This is a genomic window from Halomonas sp. QHL1 (assembly GCF_001882345.1).
In the GTDB taxonomy this organism is placed as follows: Bacteria; Pseudomonadota; Gammaproteobacteria; order Pseudomonadales; family Halomonadaceae; genus Vreelandella.
In genome coordinates this window covers 1,099,823-1,114,719 of sequence record NZ_MINL01000001.1, presented here as the reverse complement: position 1 = coordinate 1,114,719, position 14,897 = coordinate 1,099,823, and the positions used below count along the sequence as shown (strand labels likewise).

The 14,897-nt window shown below is 55.1% G+C and carries 14 protein-coding genes; 5 read left to right on the top strand and 9 right to left on the bottom strand.

The genetic code is table 11. The features are described from left to right. Positions 1-33: 33 nt before the first annotated feature. The 5 genes from QHL1GM_RS05065 to QHL1GM_RS05045 form a co-directional block, all read right to left on the bottom strand. Positions 34-1,107, bottom strand: coding sequence for an ABC transporter ATP-binding protein (locus QHL1GM_RS05065; protein WP_071693493.1), 1,074 nt, complete (start codon positions 1,105-1,107; stop codon positions 34-36). Further along, the gene (locus tag QHL1GM_RS05060) at positions 1,104-2,120 is read right to left on the bottom strand and encodes an ABC transporter ATP-binding protein (protein ID WP_009287009.1); all 1,017 of its coding nucleotides are present in this window, start codon (positions 2,118-2,120) and stop codon (positions 1,104-1,106) included. Before QHL1GM_RS05060 ends, QHL1GM_RS05065 begins: the two co-directional genes overlap by 4 nt. Before the next feature lie 7 nt (positions 2,121-2,127). Further along, entirely contained in the window at positions 2,128-3,084 is a 957-nt protein-coding gene (locus tag QHL1GM_RS05055) for an ABC transporter permease (RefSeq protein WP_071693492.1), read from the bottom strand. Then, positions 3,081-4,130 carry an ABC transporter permease gene (locus QHL1GM_RS05050; protein WP_071693491.1) on the bottom strand — a complete coding sequence of 350 codons (1,050 nt, stop codon included), beginning with the start codon at positions 4,128-4,130 and terminating at the stop codon, positions 3,081-3,083. Before QHL1GM_RS05050 ends, QHL1GM_RS05055 begins: the two co-directional genes overlap by 4 nt. 206 nt (positions 4,131-4,336) lie before the next feature. Then, positions 4,337-5,917, bottom strand: a complete 1,581-nt coding sequence (locus QHL1GM_RS05045) for an ABC transporter substrate-binding protein (protein WP_071693490.1) — start codon at positions 5,915-5,917, stop codon at positions 4,337-4,339. Between the two features lie 299 nt (positions 5,918-6,216). Here QHL1GM_RS05045 and QHL1GM_RS05040 point away from each other — a divergent pair, with 299 nt between their 5' ends. After that, positions 6,217-6,735 carry a hypothetical protein gene (locus tag QHL1GM_RS05040; protein ID WP_071693489.1) on the top strand — a complete coding sequence of 173 codons (519 nt, stop codon included), beginning with the start codon at positions 6,217-6,219 and terminating at the stop codon, positions 6,733-6,735. A gap of 68 nt (positions 6,736-6,803) precedes the next feature. On the opposite strand, the gene QHL1GM_RS05035 is transcribed toward QHL1GM_RS05040, so the two are convergent. Continuing rightward, positions 6,804-7,190 carry a glutaredoxin gene (locus QHL1GM_RS05035; protein WP_071693488.1) on the bottom strand — a complete coding sequence of 129 codons (387 nt, stop codon included), beginning with the start codon at positions 7,188-7,190 and terminating at the stop codon, positions 6,804-6,806. 273 nt (positions 7,191-7,463) lie between these two features. Between QHL1GM_RS05035 and mpl the strand changes: the two genes are divergently transcribed. From mpl to QHL1GM_RS05020, 3 genes are read left to right on the top strand one after another with little or no spacing between them, the layout of a single operon-like run. Then, the gene (gene mpl, locus QHL1GM_RS05030) at positions 7,464-8,873 is read left to right on the top strand and encodes a UDP-N-acetylmuramate:L-alanyl-gamma-D-glutamyl-meso-diaminopimelate ligase (protein WP_071693487.1); all 1,410 of its coding nucleotides are present in this window, start codon (positions 7,464-7,466) and stop codon (positions 8,871-8,873) included. Continuing rightward, entirely contained in the window at positions 8,870-9,514 is a 645-nt protein-coding gene (locus QHL1GM_RS05025) for a flavin prenyltransferase UbiX (protein WP_071693486.1), read from the top strand. The genes mpl and QHL1GM_RS05025 overlap by 4 nt, the downstream gene beginning before the upstream one ends. Positions 9,515-9,517: 3 nt before the next feature. After that, the gene (locus tag QHL1GM_RS05020; protein ID WP_175540352.1) at positions 9,518-10,141 is read left to right on the top strand and encodes a LysE family translocator; all 624 of its coding nucleotides are present in this window, start codon (positions 9,518-9,520) and stop codon (positions 10,139-10,141) included. A gap of 18 nt (positions 10,142-10,159) precedes the next feature. Here the strand turns inward: QHL1GM_RS05020 and QHL1GM_RS05015 are convergent, their stop codons facing one another. Genes QHL1GM_RS05015 through QHL1GM_RS05005 form a run of 3 tightly spaced genes read right to left on the bottom strand, consistent with a single transcriptional unit; the run spans position 10,160 to position 13,383 of the window. Then, entirely contained in the window at positions 10,160-11,557 is a 1,398-nt protein-coding gene (locus tag QHL1GM_RS05015) for a bifunctional DedA family/phosphatase PAP2 family protein (protein ID WP_071693485.1), read from the bottom strand. Positions 11,558-11,599: 42 nt separating this feature from the next. Beyond that, positions 11,600-12,532, bottom strand: coding sequence for a diguanylate cyclase (locus QHL1GM_RS05010; RefSeq protein WP_071693484.1), 933 nt, complete (start codon positions 12,530-12,532; stop codon positions 11,600-11,602). Next, positions 12,529-13,383, bottom strand: coding sequence for a hypothetical protein (locus tag QHL1GM_RS05005; RefSeq protein ID WP_071693483.1), 855 nt, complete (start codon positions 13,381-13,383; stop codon positions 12,529-12,531). Before QHL1GM_RS05005 ends, QHL1GM_RS05010 begins: the two co-directional genes overlap by 4 nt. 200 nt (positions 13,384-13,583) lie before the next feature. On the opposite strand from QHL1GM_RS05005, the gene QHL1GM_RS05000 reads away from it, so the two are divergent. Continuing rightward, positions 13,584-14,891: a glutamate-5-semialdehyde dehydrogenase gene (locus QHL1GM_RS05000; protein ID WP_071693482.1), complete on the top strand. Its 1,308-nt coding sequence runs from the start codon at positions 13,584-13,586 to the stop codon at positions 14,889-14,891. The last annotated feature ends 6 nt before the right edge of the window (positions 14,892-14,897 follow it).

Below are 14,897 nucleotides of genomic sequence, written 5' to 3'. Positions count from 1 at the left end.
CCTGGGTTCGCTGTTTCGAATATGACGCCCGCTTCATAGGCGCCCCTCTTCGACAGCGTGGCACGCCACGCGGGTTCCGTCATCCTGTGTTTGCAGCACGGGGATCTCTTGCTTACAGCGTGCATTGGCATGCGGGCAGCGGCCATGGAAAACGCAGCCGCTAGGCAGGTTAACCGGGGTCGGCACCTCGCCGGTGAGACGAATGTGCTGCGGACGGTCGTCCTTCAAGCGTGGAATCGCCGAGAGCAGCGCCTGGGTATAGGGGTGGCGTGGCTTATCGAATAGCGTCGCGGTAGTGGCAATTTCACACACCGTGCCTAAGTACATCACCGCCACGCGGGTGCCAAAGTGCTCTACGACGGCTAGGTCGTGGGTAATGAACAGATAGGTCAGGTTGCGCTCTTGCTGGGCTTCCATCAGCAGGTTGAGTACCTGGGCTTGAATCGAGACGTCGAGCGCGGAAATAGGCTCATCGGCAACGATGAACTCAGGGTCAACGGCCAGGGCGCGGGCAATGGCTATACGCTGACGCTGGCCGCCGGAGAACTCGTGACCAAAGCGTTTGCCCCAGTCCGGGTCGATGCCCACCGAGCCCATCACTTCTTCTACCTTGTCGAGGATCTGCGGTCGTTTCCAATCAGGGTGGTGCAAGCGCAGCGGCTCTTCCAGGGTCTGTTGAATGGTCATGCGCGGGTTGAGCGACGCATAAGGGTTCTGGAAAATCATCTGCATCCGCTTGCGATACGGCAGCAGTTGGCGAGAGCTCAAGTTGTCGATGCGGTTGCCGTCGTAGCGTATCTCACCCTCGGTTGGGGTCAGCAGCCCCATGACGGTTCGCGCCACGGTGGATTTGCCGCAGCCCGACTCGCCAACTACGCACAGCGCTTCGCCGCGTTTGATATCCAGATTCACGCCATTAATGGCATGGACATGCTCTTGGTGGCGAACCAGCTTGCCGCCTTTAAAACGCAGCTGATCGAGGAAATCCCCAGAGAGGGAGAAGCGCTTTTTCAGATCGCGAATCTGCAGCAGTGAATCAGCGCTCTCTTCGTTCTGACGGGGGGTAGGATTATGGCTGTCCGTTATGGCCTCAGCGTGCGCACTCATGAGGTTTCCTCCTTCAAACGGCGATCTTCAAGCATTTCAGCCACCATATGACACGCTACACGGCAGTTGCCGGACTCGACAAACTCAGGCACCTGCTGGGTGCAGGCGGGGCGGGGCTGACCATCGGCACGATTGATAAAATCGCAGCGCGGATGAAACGCGCAACCGCTGGGCAGGTTTGAGAGCGACGGCATGCTGCCACGAATCTGATTGAGCTTTTCGCCGGGGGTTGCCATCTGGGGCAGGGCGTTGATTAACCCCTGGGTGTAAGGGTGCTGCGGGTCGTTAATAATCTCCCGCGTCGGGCCCTGCTCAATGACTCGTCCCGCGTACATGACCAGCATGCGCTGGGTGACCTGGCTGACCACGCCCAGGTCGTGGGTGATCAGAATAAGCCCCACATTGTGCTGCTCGCAGAGATCAAGCAGTAGCGCCATAATCTCGGCTTGAATGGTCACGTCGAGCGCCGTGGTGGGCTCATCGGCAATGATAATGTCCGGGTCAAGCAGCAGGGCGATGGCGATAATAATCCGCTGGCGCATACCGCCTGAAAGCTCATGAGGATACTGATCCAGACGCGTTTCCGGCGAAGGGATTTGCACCTGCTGTAGTTTGTCCAGGGCAATCGCGCGAGCTTCCTTAGAGGAAATGCGCCGGTGCGCTTTTAAGCACTCAACCATCTGCTCCCCTATGGAGAGCACCGGGTTCAGCGTCATCATTGGATCTTGAAAGATCATCGAAACGCGGTTGCCGCGTACTTTACGCAGGCCACGCTCAGACATGCGGTTAAGCACCTGACCGTCAAACGTCACCGTACCACCAGCGATAAAGCCTGGCTTGGCGATTAAGTTGAGCAGCGAAAACGCAGCAACTGACTTGCCTGCGCCGGATTCCCCGACGATGCCCAAGCGCTCACCGCGCTCAAGGCTGAAACAAATATCGCGTAGGGCGTGTACTTCGCCCTGGCGCAGTGCAAAACGGACATCGAGGTTATTGACTTCAAGTAGTGCCATGGTGTCCTCAGCCTTTATAGAGTCGTGGGTTCATGACATCACGCAGCCAATCGCCAAGTAGATTGATCGACAGCACCAACACCACCAGAACTGCACCCGGGATCAAGGTGATCCACCAGGAACCGGACTGGATGTAGTCAAAGCCTGATTTAATCAATGAGCCAAGCGACGGGTGCGTTTCCGGCATTCCCAGTCCCAGAAACGACAGCGCCGCTTCAGAGATAATCGCGTTGGCGATCTGCACGGTAGAGATAACAAAGATCGGTGACATGGTGTTGGGCAGCACGTGGCGGAACATAATCCGTTTGCTGCGCAGCCCCATTACGCGGGCGGCGTCAACGTACTCTTTGTTTTTCTCTGCCAGCACAGAGGCGCGCACGGTACGGGCATACTGGGGCCATTCGGCCAGGCCGATAATCAGGATCAGCATCATCACCGCGTACTGGCTATAGAAAGCGCTGCCCATGGTCGCTTTAACCAAAGCGCCCACTACGATAGCGACCATTAGCGTCGAGAATGAGAGCTGAATGTCCGCCAGGCGCATTAAAATAGTATCAACACGACCGCCCAGATACCCCGCCATTAGGCCGAAGGTGACCCCTAGCAGAGCCTGCAAAATAACCGCGCCGAAGCCGATCAGCAGCGAAACACGGGTGCCATAAAGCACAACTGACCACAAATCGCGCCCCTGGGCGTCGGTGCCCAAGGCGTAACGGTCATCGGCGCCATCAATCCAGAAGGGCGGTAACTCGGATGCCATTATATCGATCTGGGAGAGGTCATAAGGATTCGTGGGCGCCAGCAGCGGTGAGGCAAAGGCAGCGATGACCATGCAAATAAACACGGCCAAGCAGAGCTGGGCGGTATAATCGCGTTTGAAGCTGTACCAGATATAGGAGTCGCGCAGACGTTCCCAGCGGCTGGGTGAAGCGCTCGCAGGGGAGGAATTGTTTGTGATGCTCATGCGGGCTTCCCAGTCAGTTTAACGGTGGGGTTCACCAGACCGTAGATCAGATCCACAATCGTATTGGTGACTACAAAAATAACGCCGACGATCATCAGGTAGGTCACAATCAGCGGTATATCGGCGCGGTTAATCGCATCCAAAAACATCAAACCCATGCCGGGCCATTGGAAAACGGTCTCGGTCAAAATGGTGTAGGCCACCATAGTGCCGATCTGCACGCCGCCCACGGTAATCACCGGTAGCATGGTGTTTTTGAGCGCGTGAACGAAATAGACCCGGCGCATAGAGATGCCTTTCGCGCGGGCATACTTGACGTACTCTGACTGCAGGACTTCCATCATTTCGGCACGAATCAGGCGGATAAACAGCGGTAGCATAATGGAGGCCAATGAGACCGCCGGTAGCACTAGATGCTGCAAACCGTTCCAGGTTGCCAGATTGGTGTCCCAGTTGCCCACCACATTGACGAGGTCATAGCCACGGCCGAAGGAGGGCATATTGCCTTCGGTGGAGAAGAAGTCGTTCAGCCATGCGCCCCAGCCGGTACTTTCGGGGAACAGCGTGACGGTGACGCCGATGGCGAAAATTTGAATCAGTACGATTGCGGTCAAGAACACCGGAATCGAGATGCCGATAATCGATATACCCATAAACAGGCGTGAAATCGGTGAGCGCGGTTTGATAGCGCTATACACCCCTATGGGGACTGAAAACAGCACAATAATCAACGTCGCGGCAAATACCAGCTCCAGGGTGGCGGGTAAGTGGCGGGCAATCACTTCTAACGCCGGTTCGCGATAGAAGTAGGAGTAGCCGAAATCGCCTTGTACGGCGTTTTTAGCAAAACGAGCGTACTGCACCAGGAAGGGGTCATTGAGGCCAAAGCGTTCGCGAATCTCTTCACGCTCGCTCTCTGGCACCGACTGGCCAACCATCTGCTGTACGGGGTCACCCAGGTTATCCTGAATGGCGAAGGCCAGCACGCTGATGACAAACATCACCAAAATCGCGTGCATCAGCCGCTTGATTAAAAAGGCAATCATGGCGTACGCCACCTATGTGAAGGGTTCATCAAAGGAAGTAGGGGCATGTTATGCAGAGTTCTCTCGGACACAAACCGCCAAACAAAAGGCTTCGCCCCCTAAAAACGCTTAGGGAGCGAAGCATCCTTGCGGTTTACTTGCTGGCTGTTAACGCTGCAGTGACTCTTTTGATTTAACGCTGCGCAAATAATCAGCGATGTAAATACTTAGTCGTCGCTGCGATTAATGACCAGGTCACCCAGGTAGGGGAAGTCAATGGCGTTGACAATGGGCTCTGCTTCGACTCCGTCCGCCGCGGCATAAGCCAGGTTCTGCCAATGCAACATGATGAAACCAGTGTCTTCATAGAGCATCGCTTCGGCTTCACGCAGCATTTCGTTGCGCTTTTCAAGGTCGGTTTCGCTATCCGCCTCAGTTACCAGTGTGTCAATCTCTTCGTTGCAGTAGCTACCGTAGTTGTATTGGCCAGCACCGGTCTCTTCATCGAAGCAGAAAGTGAGGTATTGGAAGAAGTTAGCGCTATCTTCAGTATCGGCGTGCCAGCCAATCATCGCCATATCGGATTGGCGAGTATCGTACTCAGGCCAGTACTGGGCTAGCGGCATAGTGCGCAGTTCAACGTTAATGTTGATTTGGGCCAGCATGTTCGAGACGGCTTGGGCAATCTGGGCATCGTTCACGTAACGGTTATTCGGGGCGATCATTTCAACGCTGAAGCCCTCTTCGTAGCCCGCTTCGGCCATCAGCTCTTTGGCGCGTTCAATGTCGTAGCGCGGCGTTAAATCTGGGTTATGGCCTGAGTAACCCTCCGGTGAAAATTGCCCGGCTGGGTTAGCAAAGCCGCGCATGAGGCGGTCAGCAATGGCTTCCTGATTAATAGCCAAATCAACCGCTTGGCGAACGCGGGCATCCTGGAAGGCTTCAACACGCTCTTCGTTCATCTGGAAGCCAATGATACGCGTACCGTCAATCTCAATAAGATTAACACCATCTGCTTCACTTACGCGATCCAGATCGTTGGGCGGTACGGCATCAATAAAGTCGACGCCACCGGAGAGCAGAGCAGCCACTCGTGAAGCGTTTTCAGCGATAGGAGTCAGTACGATATCGGTAACGTTGCCTTCGCTTTCAGTATCCCAGTAATCTTCAAAACGTTTGAAGTCAACGCGGACCCCTTGGCGGCGGTCGGTGATTATAAACGGGCCGGTACCGGAAACATTGCGCGAAGCATAGGAGTTACCGGCTTTGACGATTTCAGCTTTGTCGCTGCCTTCGTCGGTTTCGCCGCTATAGAATTTGCTATCCATCGGGAAGATGTAGGTAGCTAGGTTGAGTAGCAGCGGGTAAGGTTCGCTGGTGACAATCTCAACGGTGTAGTCGTCAACGGCTTCGGCGCTGGCAACCGGCTCAAAAATAGCACGATAGTCAGGGCTCTCTTTCAGACGCTCAATGGTCCAAACCACATCTTCGGCAGTAAGTTCGTTGCCAGAGTGGAAAGTAACGCCTTCCCGCAAGGTCATGCGCATGGTGGTTTCGTCGACCTGCTCCCACTCGGTGGCTAAGCGTGGTTCAAACTCAAAATCTTTCGTCCAGCGTACCAGCGGGTCAAACGCTAGGTGAGAGAAGCGCAGCATGCCGCCAGAAAGCTGCTCATGGATATCGAGAGTTTCAGGGTCAGCAGCGTAGCCAATGCGTAGTGTTTCAGCACTTGCGGTCATCGGCAGCAACGTTGTACCCGCAACCACTGCACCAATAACGGAAGCCAGTAAGGTTTTCTTGAGCGTCATTATCGTTCCCTTAGATCATTGTTTATTGTTCGTTTTACCACCGTTTTCTAGGCTATAAGCACCCTTATCAAGCCGGAAAGCGTCAGCAAAACAGACACGGTCAGTTGGTAAGCCTATTTACAAAACAAGCGTACAACCTAGGCTTACAACATAGAGAGTGCCTATCGCGTCATACAATCGAAATAATGACAGGCATCATTCGTCTACTGAATGATGGGGCTAATAGCGGCACGCGGAGGGCGTTATTTAAGACGAAAGTCGTAAGTAAAAAGATAGCCCTAACAGGAAGAAAAAGCCTTATGTGGAAACAAATTGGAATAACGCTGATCGCTTTTTGGCTACCTGTCAGTAGTAATGCCACAGAGCACGCGGACCAACCAACCCCTGAAATAGTGGGGTCGTTGGATGGTGAGCAACGCGAGTGGTTTATTTTAAGTCATGGCAGTGACTCAAATGCTTCATTCGTAGAGTTAGGCGACGATATCAATATCGATATCACGGGCTCTGTTGACGATGAGGTGTGGGAAGGCGAAGAGGCGCTTACGATTAGCCTGACCGTGAACGAAGAGCAGTTGCTCAATTCGGTGGTGCTTTACTCGATTGGGGCGTCTATTTCCCCGCCGCTATTCACTTCTGAAGGCGGAGAAGTGGTAGTAACGCTAACTCGCTATGAACGCTCCAGCCAAACGGTTCATGTCGCTGGCAAGATAGAGGGGGTGCTGGGACTGCAAGTCGAGCTAGGCGAACCGCCAAGCCAGGAGGAGGGTATTGAGATTGATGTGACGTTCGATGTGGAGGCGCAAAAAATAGAGTTCTAATCCCCCAGGTCGACTTTCGCCGACCTGGTGAAAAGTCCTAAGTGACTATCCATGCCCATCAAAAGCGCTTAAGCAAACTGCTGGTGCAGCCAGGCATTGATGGTGTCAGATTCGTACATCCACTCTTCACGCCCATCGTCGTGGGTGATTCTCAAGCAGGGCACTTTGACTTTGCCGCCCCCTTCCAAGAGCGCCTGCTTATGCGCAGGATCAAGTTGAGCATCACGTACCTCAATGTTTAAACCCAGCCGCGCGATCTCTTTGCGCACCTTGATGCAAAAAGGGCAGGTGCGAAATTGGTACAGCGCGAGGTTCTGGCACTCTTGATCTACCTTGGCTTGCTCTTCAGGCGTTCGCTCTACTGACTTAGGTGTGGAGAGCTTCTCGGAAATCAGCATGACCGGGGCGAGCACCAAGCGAAGGCCGCGGAAAAAATAGCGAATTAAAATGCGCATCGATAGGCTCCTATGCTGATGTGTTGGCTTACATCAACGTGACGAGTTGGAAGAAAGAGATAGTCATTGTTAATAAACAGTGGCCGCATCCTGCAACAACTAAAGGGATTTGTCACTTGGGGGGCGCTTCATCAGCGTTTATGGCGATGAGTAGATGAGCAAATAGAGTCAACATGCTAGGCTGCTTAGCTATTTTTAAACCATTTAGTTATTTTTACGCCATTTTTTGGCTTTTAGTAAAATAGTTTACTGGCGATTAACGGGGCGATAGCCATGCATCTGCATATTATGGGTATTTGCGGCACCTTTATGGGTAGCCTAGCACTGCTGGCGCGTGAAATGGGGCACCAGGTGAGTGGCTCCGATCAGAATGTTTACCCACCTATGAGCACCCAGTTGGTTGATGCGGGCATCACCTTAATGGAGGGCTACCACGCCGAGCACCTTTCGCCAGCGCCGGATCTTGTCGTGGTGGGCAACGCCTTGTCACGGGGCAATGAAGAGGTTGAGGCGCTACTCAATAGCGGCCTGCCGTATACCTCAGGGGCGCAGTGGTTGGCGGAGCATGTGCTGCCCGGCCGACGCGTTATTGCCGTGGCGGGTACTCACGGAAAAACCACCACCGCAAGCGTATTGGCTTGGCTGTTGGAGAGTGCTGGCTTAGCGGCAGGGTTTTTGATTGGTGGCGTGCCGCGTAATTTTGGCGTGTCGGCGCGCTTGGGTGATCCGCAAGCGCCGTTTGTTGTGGAAGCTGACGAGTACGACACGGCGTTCTTCGATAAACGTTCCAAGTTTGTTCACTACCGTCCGCATATCGCCATACTCAACAATCTTGAGTTTGACCACGCCGATATCTTCCCCGACCTGGCCGCTATTGAGCGCCAGTTCCACCACCTTGTGCGCACCGTGCCAAGCCAGGGGCACCTATTAGTTGCTGATGAGCAGCCCGCCCTTGAACGTGTGTTGAGCCAGGGCGTTTGGACACCGGTAGCGCACTTTGGTGATCAGGATGCGAGCGAGTGGCAGCTGAAATTAGAGCGCGACGACGCCAGTCGTTTCCAGGTGATTTATAGCGGTAGTGAGCCTGGTCAGGATACAAATGGCCAAGATGAAGACGGGGTCGTTGAGTGGGCGCTGACCGGCGAGCATAACGCCCGCAATGCGTTGGCAGCGCTGGCGGCGGCGCATTTGTGTGGGGTTGATCTAGCCCGTGGCTGTGCGGCGCTGGCGCGTTTTGAAACACCCAGAAGGCGCCAGGAAGTGCGCGGCGAAATCAATGGCATTCAGGTAATCGATGATTTCGCCCACCACCCCACGGCGATTGCCGCGACGCTCAAAGGGCTACGGGCGGCCACCACGAAAGGACGCCTGCTGGCGGTCATCGAGCCGCGCTCCAATACCATGCGTTTAGGTGCTCTGCGCGAGCGGTTAATCGAGAGCGTGGCTGACGCTGATGGCGTTTTTTGGTTTCAGCCCGCCGGGCTCGACTGGTCGATGGACGAGCTAGTCGCCACGCAAGGGGCGCATGCCCAGCTGTTTAGCGATATCGATTCGCTGGTGGCGGCAGTGGTCACACAAGCTTCACCGCTAGACCGTATTGTGGTGATGTCCAACGGTGGCTTTGAGGGCGTGCATGAACGCTTGCTCGCCGCGTTAGCCGCCGCCAAGGAGGGTAAAGCGTGACGGATAGAGCTGACGTAGCGTTCAAAAAGCCGATTACCGTGGCGCTCACCGGCGCATCAGGGGCTCAATACGGCTTGCGCTTGATCGATGTATTGGTCGCCGCAGGTCATGAAGTGTGGGTCATGATTTCGAAAGCCGCGCACATGGTGATTGCCACGGAAACCGATATTGAGCTGCCCGCCCAGCCCCAGCGCTTAGTCGAGGCGCTGAGTGAGCGTAGTGGAGCGCGGCCCGGTCAGATTCGCTGCTTTGGCCGCGAAGACTGGATGGCGCCGGTGGCATCAGGTTCGGGTGCGCCCTCTGCCATGGTGGTGTGCCCGTGTTCAACGGGGACGCTTTCGGCCGTTGCAACGGGCGCCAGCAATAACTTGATTGAGCGGGCGGCGGATGTGGCGATTAAAGAGCGCCGAACGCTGGTGCTGGTGCCGCGGGAAAGTCCGTTTTCACCGATTCACTTGGAGCACATGCTGGCATTGAGCCGCTTGGGTGTGGTCATCTTACCGGCAGCCCCAGGCTTTTATCACTGCCCGCAAAGCATTGATGATCTGATTGATTTTATTGTGGCGCGTATCCTCAACCAGTTAGGGATCGAGCATTCGCTGGTGCCTCGTTGGGGTGAAGTTGGAGATAAGGGTGACTGATCTATGATGTCGTGGGCCACGCTGTCGGTTTTTGTACCAACGTTTCTGTTTGTTTCGCTGACCCCCGGTATGTGCATGACCCTCGCCATGGTGCTGGGGATGACCCAAGGCGTTAAACGTACACTGTGGATGATGATAGGCGAGCTGCTGGGCGTTGGCTTAGTGGCTGCCGCCGCAGGCGCGGGTGTGGCCGCATTGATGCTGCGTCAACCAGAGCTGTTTGCGCTGTTTAAGTGGGTGGGTGGCGCTTACCTGGGTTATTTGGGCATCATGATGTGGCGCTCACGTGGACGCATGGCGATTCCCAGTGAGCTAGATGCGGGCCCGCCCGCAAGCCGCCTACAGCTAGCTATGCAAGGCTTTGTTACCGCGGTGGCAAATCCCAAAGGGTGGGCATTTTTTATGGTACTGCTACCGCCGTTTTTGGATAGTAGTCGCCCATTGCCGGGGCAGCTCAGTCTGCTGATCGCGGTCATTTTGACCATTGAGTTTGCCAGCATGCTGGTCTACGCCACCGGCGGCAAAACGCTACGCAATGTGCTCGGTAAAAGCGGCAATGTTCGGCTACTGAATCGCATCGCTGGAACGCTGATGATTGGGGTAGGTCTGTGGCTAGCCCTTGGTTAAAGGGGTGTCAATTTAAAGCTAAACCGGCGGCAAGAAGCCGACGCGAGCGCTGATAAGCACCAGCGATGCCACACTGAGCAGAAGCCACGGGCAGGGGCGCATAGGAGGGCGGGGCTGTTGCTGCCAGTGCAGCAGCGTGAGGGCACAGACGACCAAGCCGAGTAATGCACCTCCCACCAAGTCACTGAACCAGTGCACGCCCACCACCAGGCGGGAAAGCGCCATAGGCAGCGCAAGCGTAAGCGCTATCCAGTATATCCAAAAGCGTTTTTGTCGGGGCATCTCGGCCGCAACGAACGCCGCTGTAAGGCCAACGAGCACCACGGCGGTCGACGTATGGGCACTAGGGTAGGAGAACGACCCCATCAAGTAGTCCGGTGTATCTGGGCGAGCGCGCCCAAACAGCCCTTTACCCGCAATGTTTAGCAGGGCGACGCCGGTAAAGGCACCACACCAGTGCAGCAACACCTCCCATCTCTTACTCACCAACATCCACGCCGCCCAAGGTAGCGTTAAGGCGATAATGCCCAAGGTGTCGCCGATTCGCGCAAAAATATTCCCCACAAGGTAAACAAGATCACTCTGCAACTGGGAGGATAATTGCTGAATGAACAGATCCATTTCCAGCGGACCATGGTGGGTGATAACCAGCAATGTCCATCCAGACAGACTGCCTAGCGCTATTACCAGCAGCAGTAGTGAAGCCAATGGAACATCACCGGTTTGGCTCATGGCTAGCCATGGCCTGCGTAGCAGCGGCACGCGGCGAATGCTTCCGGCAATTGCCCGGTAAAGTCGGCCATGCCTTGTCGCCTGCTGTCGACCCCATGAGAAAATCACTGCGAGAACGACAATAATCGCCGCGAGTATGAGTAAGGCATTCTCTAACCCCGGCGGTATATCCAAATGGTGCTGCCAGGTACGCCCCAGCAAGTAGCCTGGCAGTATATAGGCAGGTGCCCACAGCGTCGCAGAGGTTACGTTGGCCCAAATAAAAGTTCGCGGTGGCATCCGCATCATGCCTGCTACCAGCGGAATAATGGGCCGCACTGGGCCGACAAAGCGGCCGATAAACACCGACCATATGCCATAGCGCTCAAAGAATCGCGCCCCGCGACCTAACCATTCGGGGTGCTGGGACAGAGGCCATCTCTGTGTAACCTGCTCTCGGTGCTTAAAGCCCAGTGAAAAACTAATCCCATCACCTAAAACAGCGCCTATAAAGGCGGCGCCAATTAACCAAGCCAAGTCAATATCCTGGTGCCCCGCAAGGGAAGCAGCGGTAGTGACCAACACAACTCCGGGTACCAGTAACCCCACTAGGGCAAGTGATTCTACTAATGCAATCACCAACACCAGACAGATGAGTAGCGGCGGCGATGGCGTTAACCATTGGAGCATATCGGCTATCGGCACAGCGTACTCCAGCGTCAGTTAGGAGGCATTGAAAAGGGGAGGCTAGACGTTGGCGAGGGCCGCGCCGCGTGATTCCAGGCGCTTGATATAATGTTCAAAGGACTCTGTTCGGCTGGGCAAGCAGGCCGCTATTCGCGCTTCTAATTGGCCGGTTTCTACTAATACACGCTGTGAGAGTGCTCTTTGCAAGCGCTCGCGCACTAACAGAGCGCCGCTTTCACTAGTGTCAGGTAGTACAAGCCAAAAAGTGGCACTGTCCGCGCGGCCAAGCACGTCATGGTCGCGACAACGGCTATTCACCTCACCGCACAGCGCCCCCAGCAGTGCCGATTGTGCGCGATGGCCAAACTGCTCTTCTGCCATATCCAGCTGGGGCAGATGCAGAACCAGCACCGCCAGTTGCTGATTGAGCATGGCAGCGCGTTGGAACTCGCTGTGTAAGCGCTCTTTTAGCGTATCAATGTGGTATGCATTGCAGTCGCTGTCGTTGGGGTCAGTGGCGCGCAGGAGCGCCCGGCGACGGGCGTGTTCCCAGCGTGGGAGGGCTAGCAACAGCGTTAGGGCAGCGTAGCCCACGATAATGGCCGGTGGTGCAGAGGCGACCGAGGGGAGCAGCCACCACAATGGCCCAACGACGATATTGATCAGTAATGCGGCCCATAGCGGTAGCAGTACAAAAGCAGCGGTAATGGGCAAACCTAGCCAAATAGGCGATACCTGAGGCTGATAGTAGAAAGCGCCCAGCACTACAGAGTAAGTACCGCAAAGTAGAATAATGCGCGGTAGGTAGCTTTTAACCCCTTGCCCGATATGCATTAGTAGGGCTGACATAAGCAGCATGGTCATAAAGGTGGGGATTAACAGGTCGCGGTAATCTCCCATGGCGTAAAGCCATAGCGCGTAGCCTGCCATCAGCGCAACGCTGGCGGTATAGGCGAGCGTCATCAACCGCTTGGGAATGTGGTGCTCAATCATATCGTCTCCCGCACTCGTTCAGCCGGTAGTTTGCTGATCTCAAACACCGAAAGCGTTGCCGGTTCGATATCAATTAGTTCAAGGTGCTCACTGGTGATATTGTCGGGTAAGTCGGCGAGCAGTCGGCTGCGTCGTTGCGAGGCTTCTTTAGGTGAACGCGCAAGAATCAACGTCACCAGCGTTGTGCTACTTAAGCGGTAAACGTTCTCAAAATCATAGGTCAGCTCACACAATTTTTGCGCCGTTGGCCACAGCTGGTGGCGTTTTACGTGCAGAATAAATAGTTCCGCGTGAACACCTTCACGCTCACAGCGCGTTTGTTCTCGGCTGATGTCGCGCAGTAGTTGCTCACCGGCCCATAGGTTAAGGCCTGGAATCAACCGCAGGCGCTGGCGAATGGAGCCGTTCATATCAATAAGTTGCTGGGCTCTTGATAAGGCAAGCAGGCCCAGTACCAACAGTGAACAAATCAGCAGAATAAACGCCGGCGCGTCCAATAGAGGCGCTACCATCACAGCGCTAATCAGTGCAGCGCTGAGATTGAAAGCGGCTACCCAATTATTTTGTGGCAGCATCAGCATCGCGGCCCACGCCCAGATTAAAATGCTATGTCGCTCTGGCGCGGCGGCAATTAAACCCAACAGCAGCGCGCCAGGCACAATTTGCCATGGCAGTCCCCGCGAGTGGCGGTGGCTAAAATCAAGTATTAGAGCTGTGATGAATAGCCAGCCGACTGATAGCCACAGCACTAGGGCCGCAGCGGGAGGGGTAGCCGGTGTCCATAATGCCAAGGCGACAGCAGCGGCTAAAAGGTTGGCACGTAGCAGGCGGATTTTGTACTTACTTTGCATGGTGACTTACTATTTGTCCTGAATAACCAGATGTATCTCATCAAGTAAAGTAATTGTAGGATAATAAGCGAACACGACACACATTAGTGCCTTAAACTTCCTTAGTATAACGGCGAAATGCCGTAATATAAGCAAAACGTGTGAAACGGCTACACTCGACTTATCAAAAAAATGAAAGCACCCTTCCGTACGGAGACACTATGAGCGTTTCAACACCGTTCCGAGACGAGGCCGATCAGCACTTGTCTGCTGGGAATGTGCCAGCCTATATGCAGGCCTTGGGGCAGGCGGCGCGGCGCGCGGCCAGCGAACTGCGCCGGGCGGATTCAGGGTTGAAAAACCGCGCTCTGATGGCCATGGCGCACCGGTTGGCAGAAGCGCGCGGTCCGATACTAGATGCCAATGCTGATGATTTACAGCGTGGCCGTCAGAATGGTCTTGAGAGCGCTCTGCTAGACCGTTTAGCCCTAAATGATGCACGTATCGACGCCATGATCGAAGGGCTGCACCAGGTAGCGGGCTTGCCCGACCCGGTGGGCGAAGTTAGCGATATGCGCTATCGGCCTAGCGGTATCCAAGTGGGCAAAATGCGCGTGCCGCTGGGCGTTATTGGGATTATTTACGAGTCACGACCGAATGTGACCCTGGAAGCCGCTAGCCTATGTTTGAAATCGGGCAACGCTTGTATTTTGCGTGGTGGTTCGGAAGCCAGCCAGTCAAATGCCGCCATTAGCACCTGTATTCAAGCAGGATTAGCTGATGTGGGTCTACCTGCGGGAAGCGTACAGGTGGTCGCAACCACTGATCGTGCGGCGGTGGGTGAAATGATCAGCATGCCGGAATATGTCGATGTGATTATACCGCGCGGTGGAAAGTCGCTGATTGAGCGTATCAGTCGTGACGCGCGCGTACCGGTCATCAAGCACCTCGACGGCGTTTGCCATGTATACATCGATACCACCGCTGATCCCGCCAAAGCGTTAGCCATCGCCGTTAATGCGAAAACCCATCGCTATGGCACCTGCAATACTATGGAAACGTTGCTGGTAGATGCGCCGATTGCTGACCTGCTACTGCCGGAGTTGGCCCGCGCTTATGCCGAATACGAGGTCGAGCTGCGTGGTTGTCAGCGCACACAGGCACTGCTGCCCCAGGCCGGAGCAGCCGAAGAAGCAGATTGGTATGCTGAGTATTTGGCACCAGTGCTGGCAATCAAAGTAGTCGATGGTATCGATGAGGCGATTGCTCACATTGAGCACTACGGCTCTCACCACACTGATGCGATTGTCACCCAGGATTATTCACTCGCCCGCCGCTTTATGGCGGAAGTCGATTCCAGCTCGGTGATTGTGAATGCCTCGACCCGCTTTGCAGATGGATTTGAGTACGGGTTAGGCGCCGAGATTGGGATTTCCACCGACAAGCTTCACGCCCGGGGGCCTGTTGGGTTAGAGGGCCTAACCACGCAGAAATACGTGGTATTCGGTGACGGTCAGGTGCGTCAATAGGGTGGT

Coding starts and splice junctions, on each gene's coding strand:
- QHL1GM_RS05060 (WP_009287009.1), bottom strand. CDS start 2,120: ATGGCACTACTTGAAGTCAATAACCTCGATGTCCGTTTTGCACTGCGC.
- QHL1GM_RS05005 (WP_071693483.1), bottom strand. CDS start 13,383: ATGCAAAGTAAGTACAAAATCCGCCTGCTACGTGCCAACCTTTTAGCC.
- QHL1GM_RS05040 (WP_071693489.1), top strand. CDS start 6,217: ATGTGGAAACAAATTGGAATAACGCTGATCGCTTTTTGGCTACCTGTC.
- QHL1GM_RS05045 (WP_071693490.1), bottom strand. CDS start 5,917: ATGACGCTCAAGAAAACCTTACTGGCTTCCGTTATTGGTGCAGTGGTT.
- QHL1GM_RS05035 (WP_071693488.1), bottom strand. CDS start 7,190: ATGCGCATTTTAATTCGCTATTTTTTCCGCGGCCTTCGCTTGGTGCTC.
- QHL1GM_RS05020 (WP_175540352.1), top strand. CDS start 9,518: ATGATGTCGTGGGCCACGCTGTCGGTTTTTGTACCAACGTTTCTGTTT.
- QHL1GM_RS05000 (WP_071693482.1), top strand. CDS start 13,584: ATGAGCGTTTCAACACCGTTCCGAGACGAGGCCGATCAGCACTTGTCT.
- QHL1GM_RS05055 (WP_071693492.1), bottom strand. CDS start 3,084: ATGAGCATCACAAACAATTCCTCCCCTGCGAGCGCTTCACCCAGCCGC.
- QHL1GM_RS05010 (WP_071693484.1), bottom strand. CDS start 12,532: ATGATTGAGCACCACATTCCCAAGCGGTTGATGACGCTCGCCTATACC.
- mpl (WP_071693487.1), top strand. CDS start 7,464: ATGCATCTGCATATTATGGGTATTTGCGGCACCTTTATGGGTAGCCTA.
- QHL1GM_RS05065 (WP_071693493.1), bottom strand. CDS start 1,107: ATGAGTGCGCACGCTGAGGCCATAACGGACAGCCATAATCCTACCCCC.
- QHL1GM_RS05050 (WP_071693491.1), bottom strand. CDS start 4,130: ATGATTGCCTTTTTAATCAAGCGGCTGATGCACGCGATTTTGGTGATG.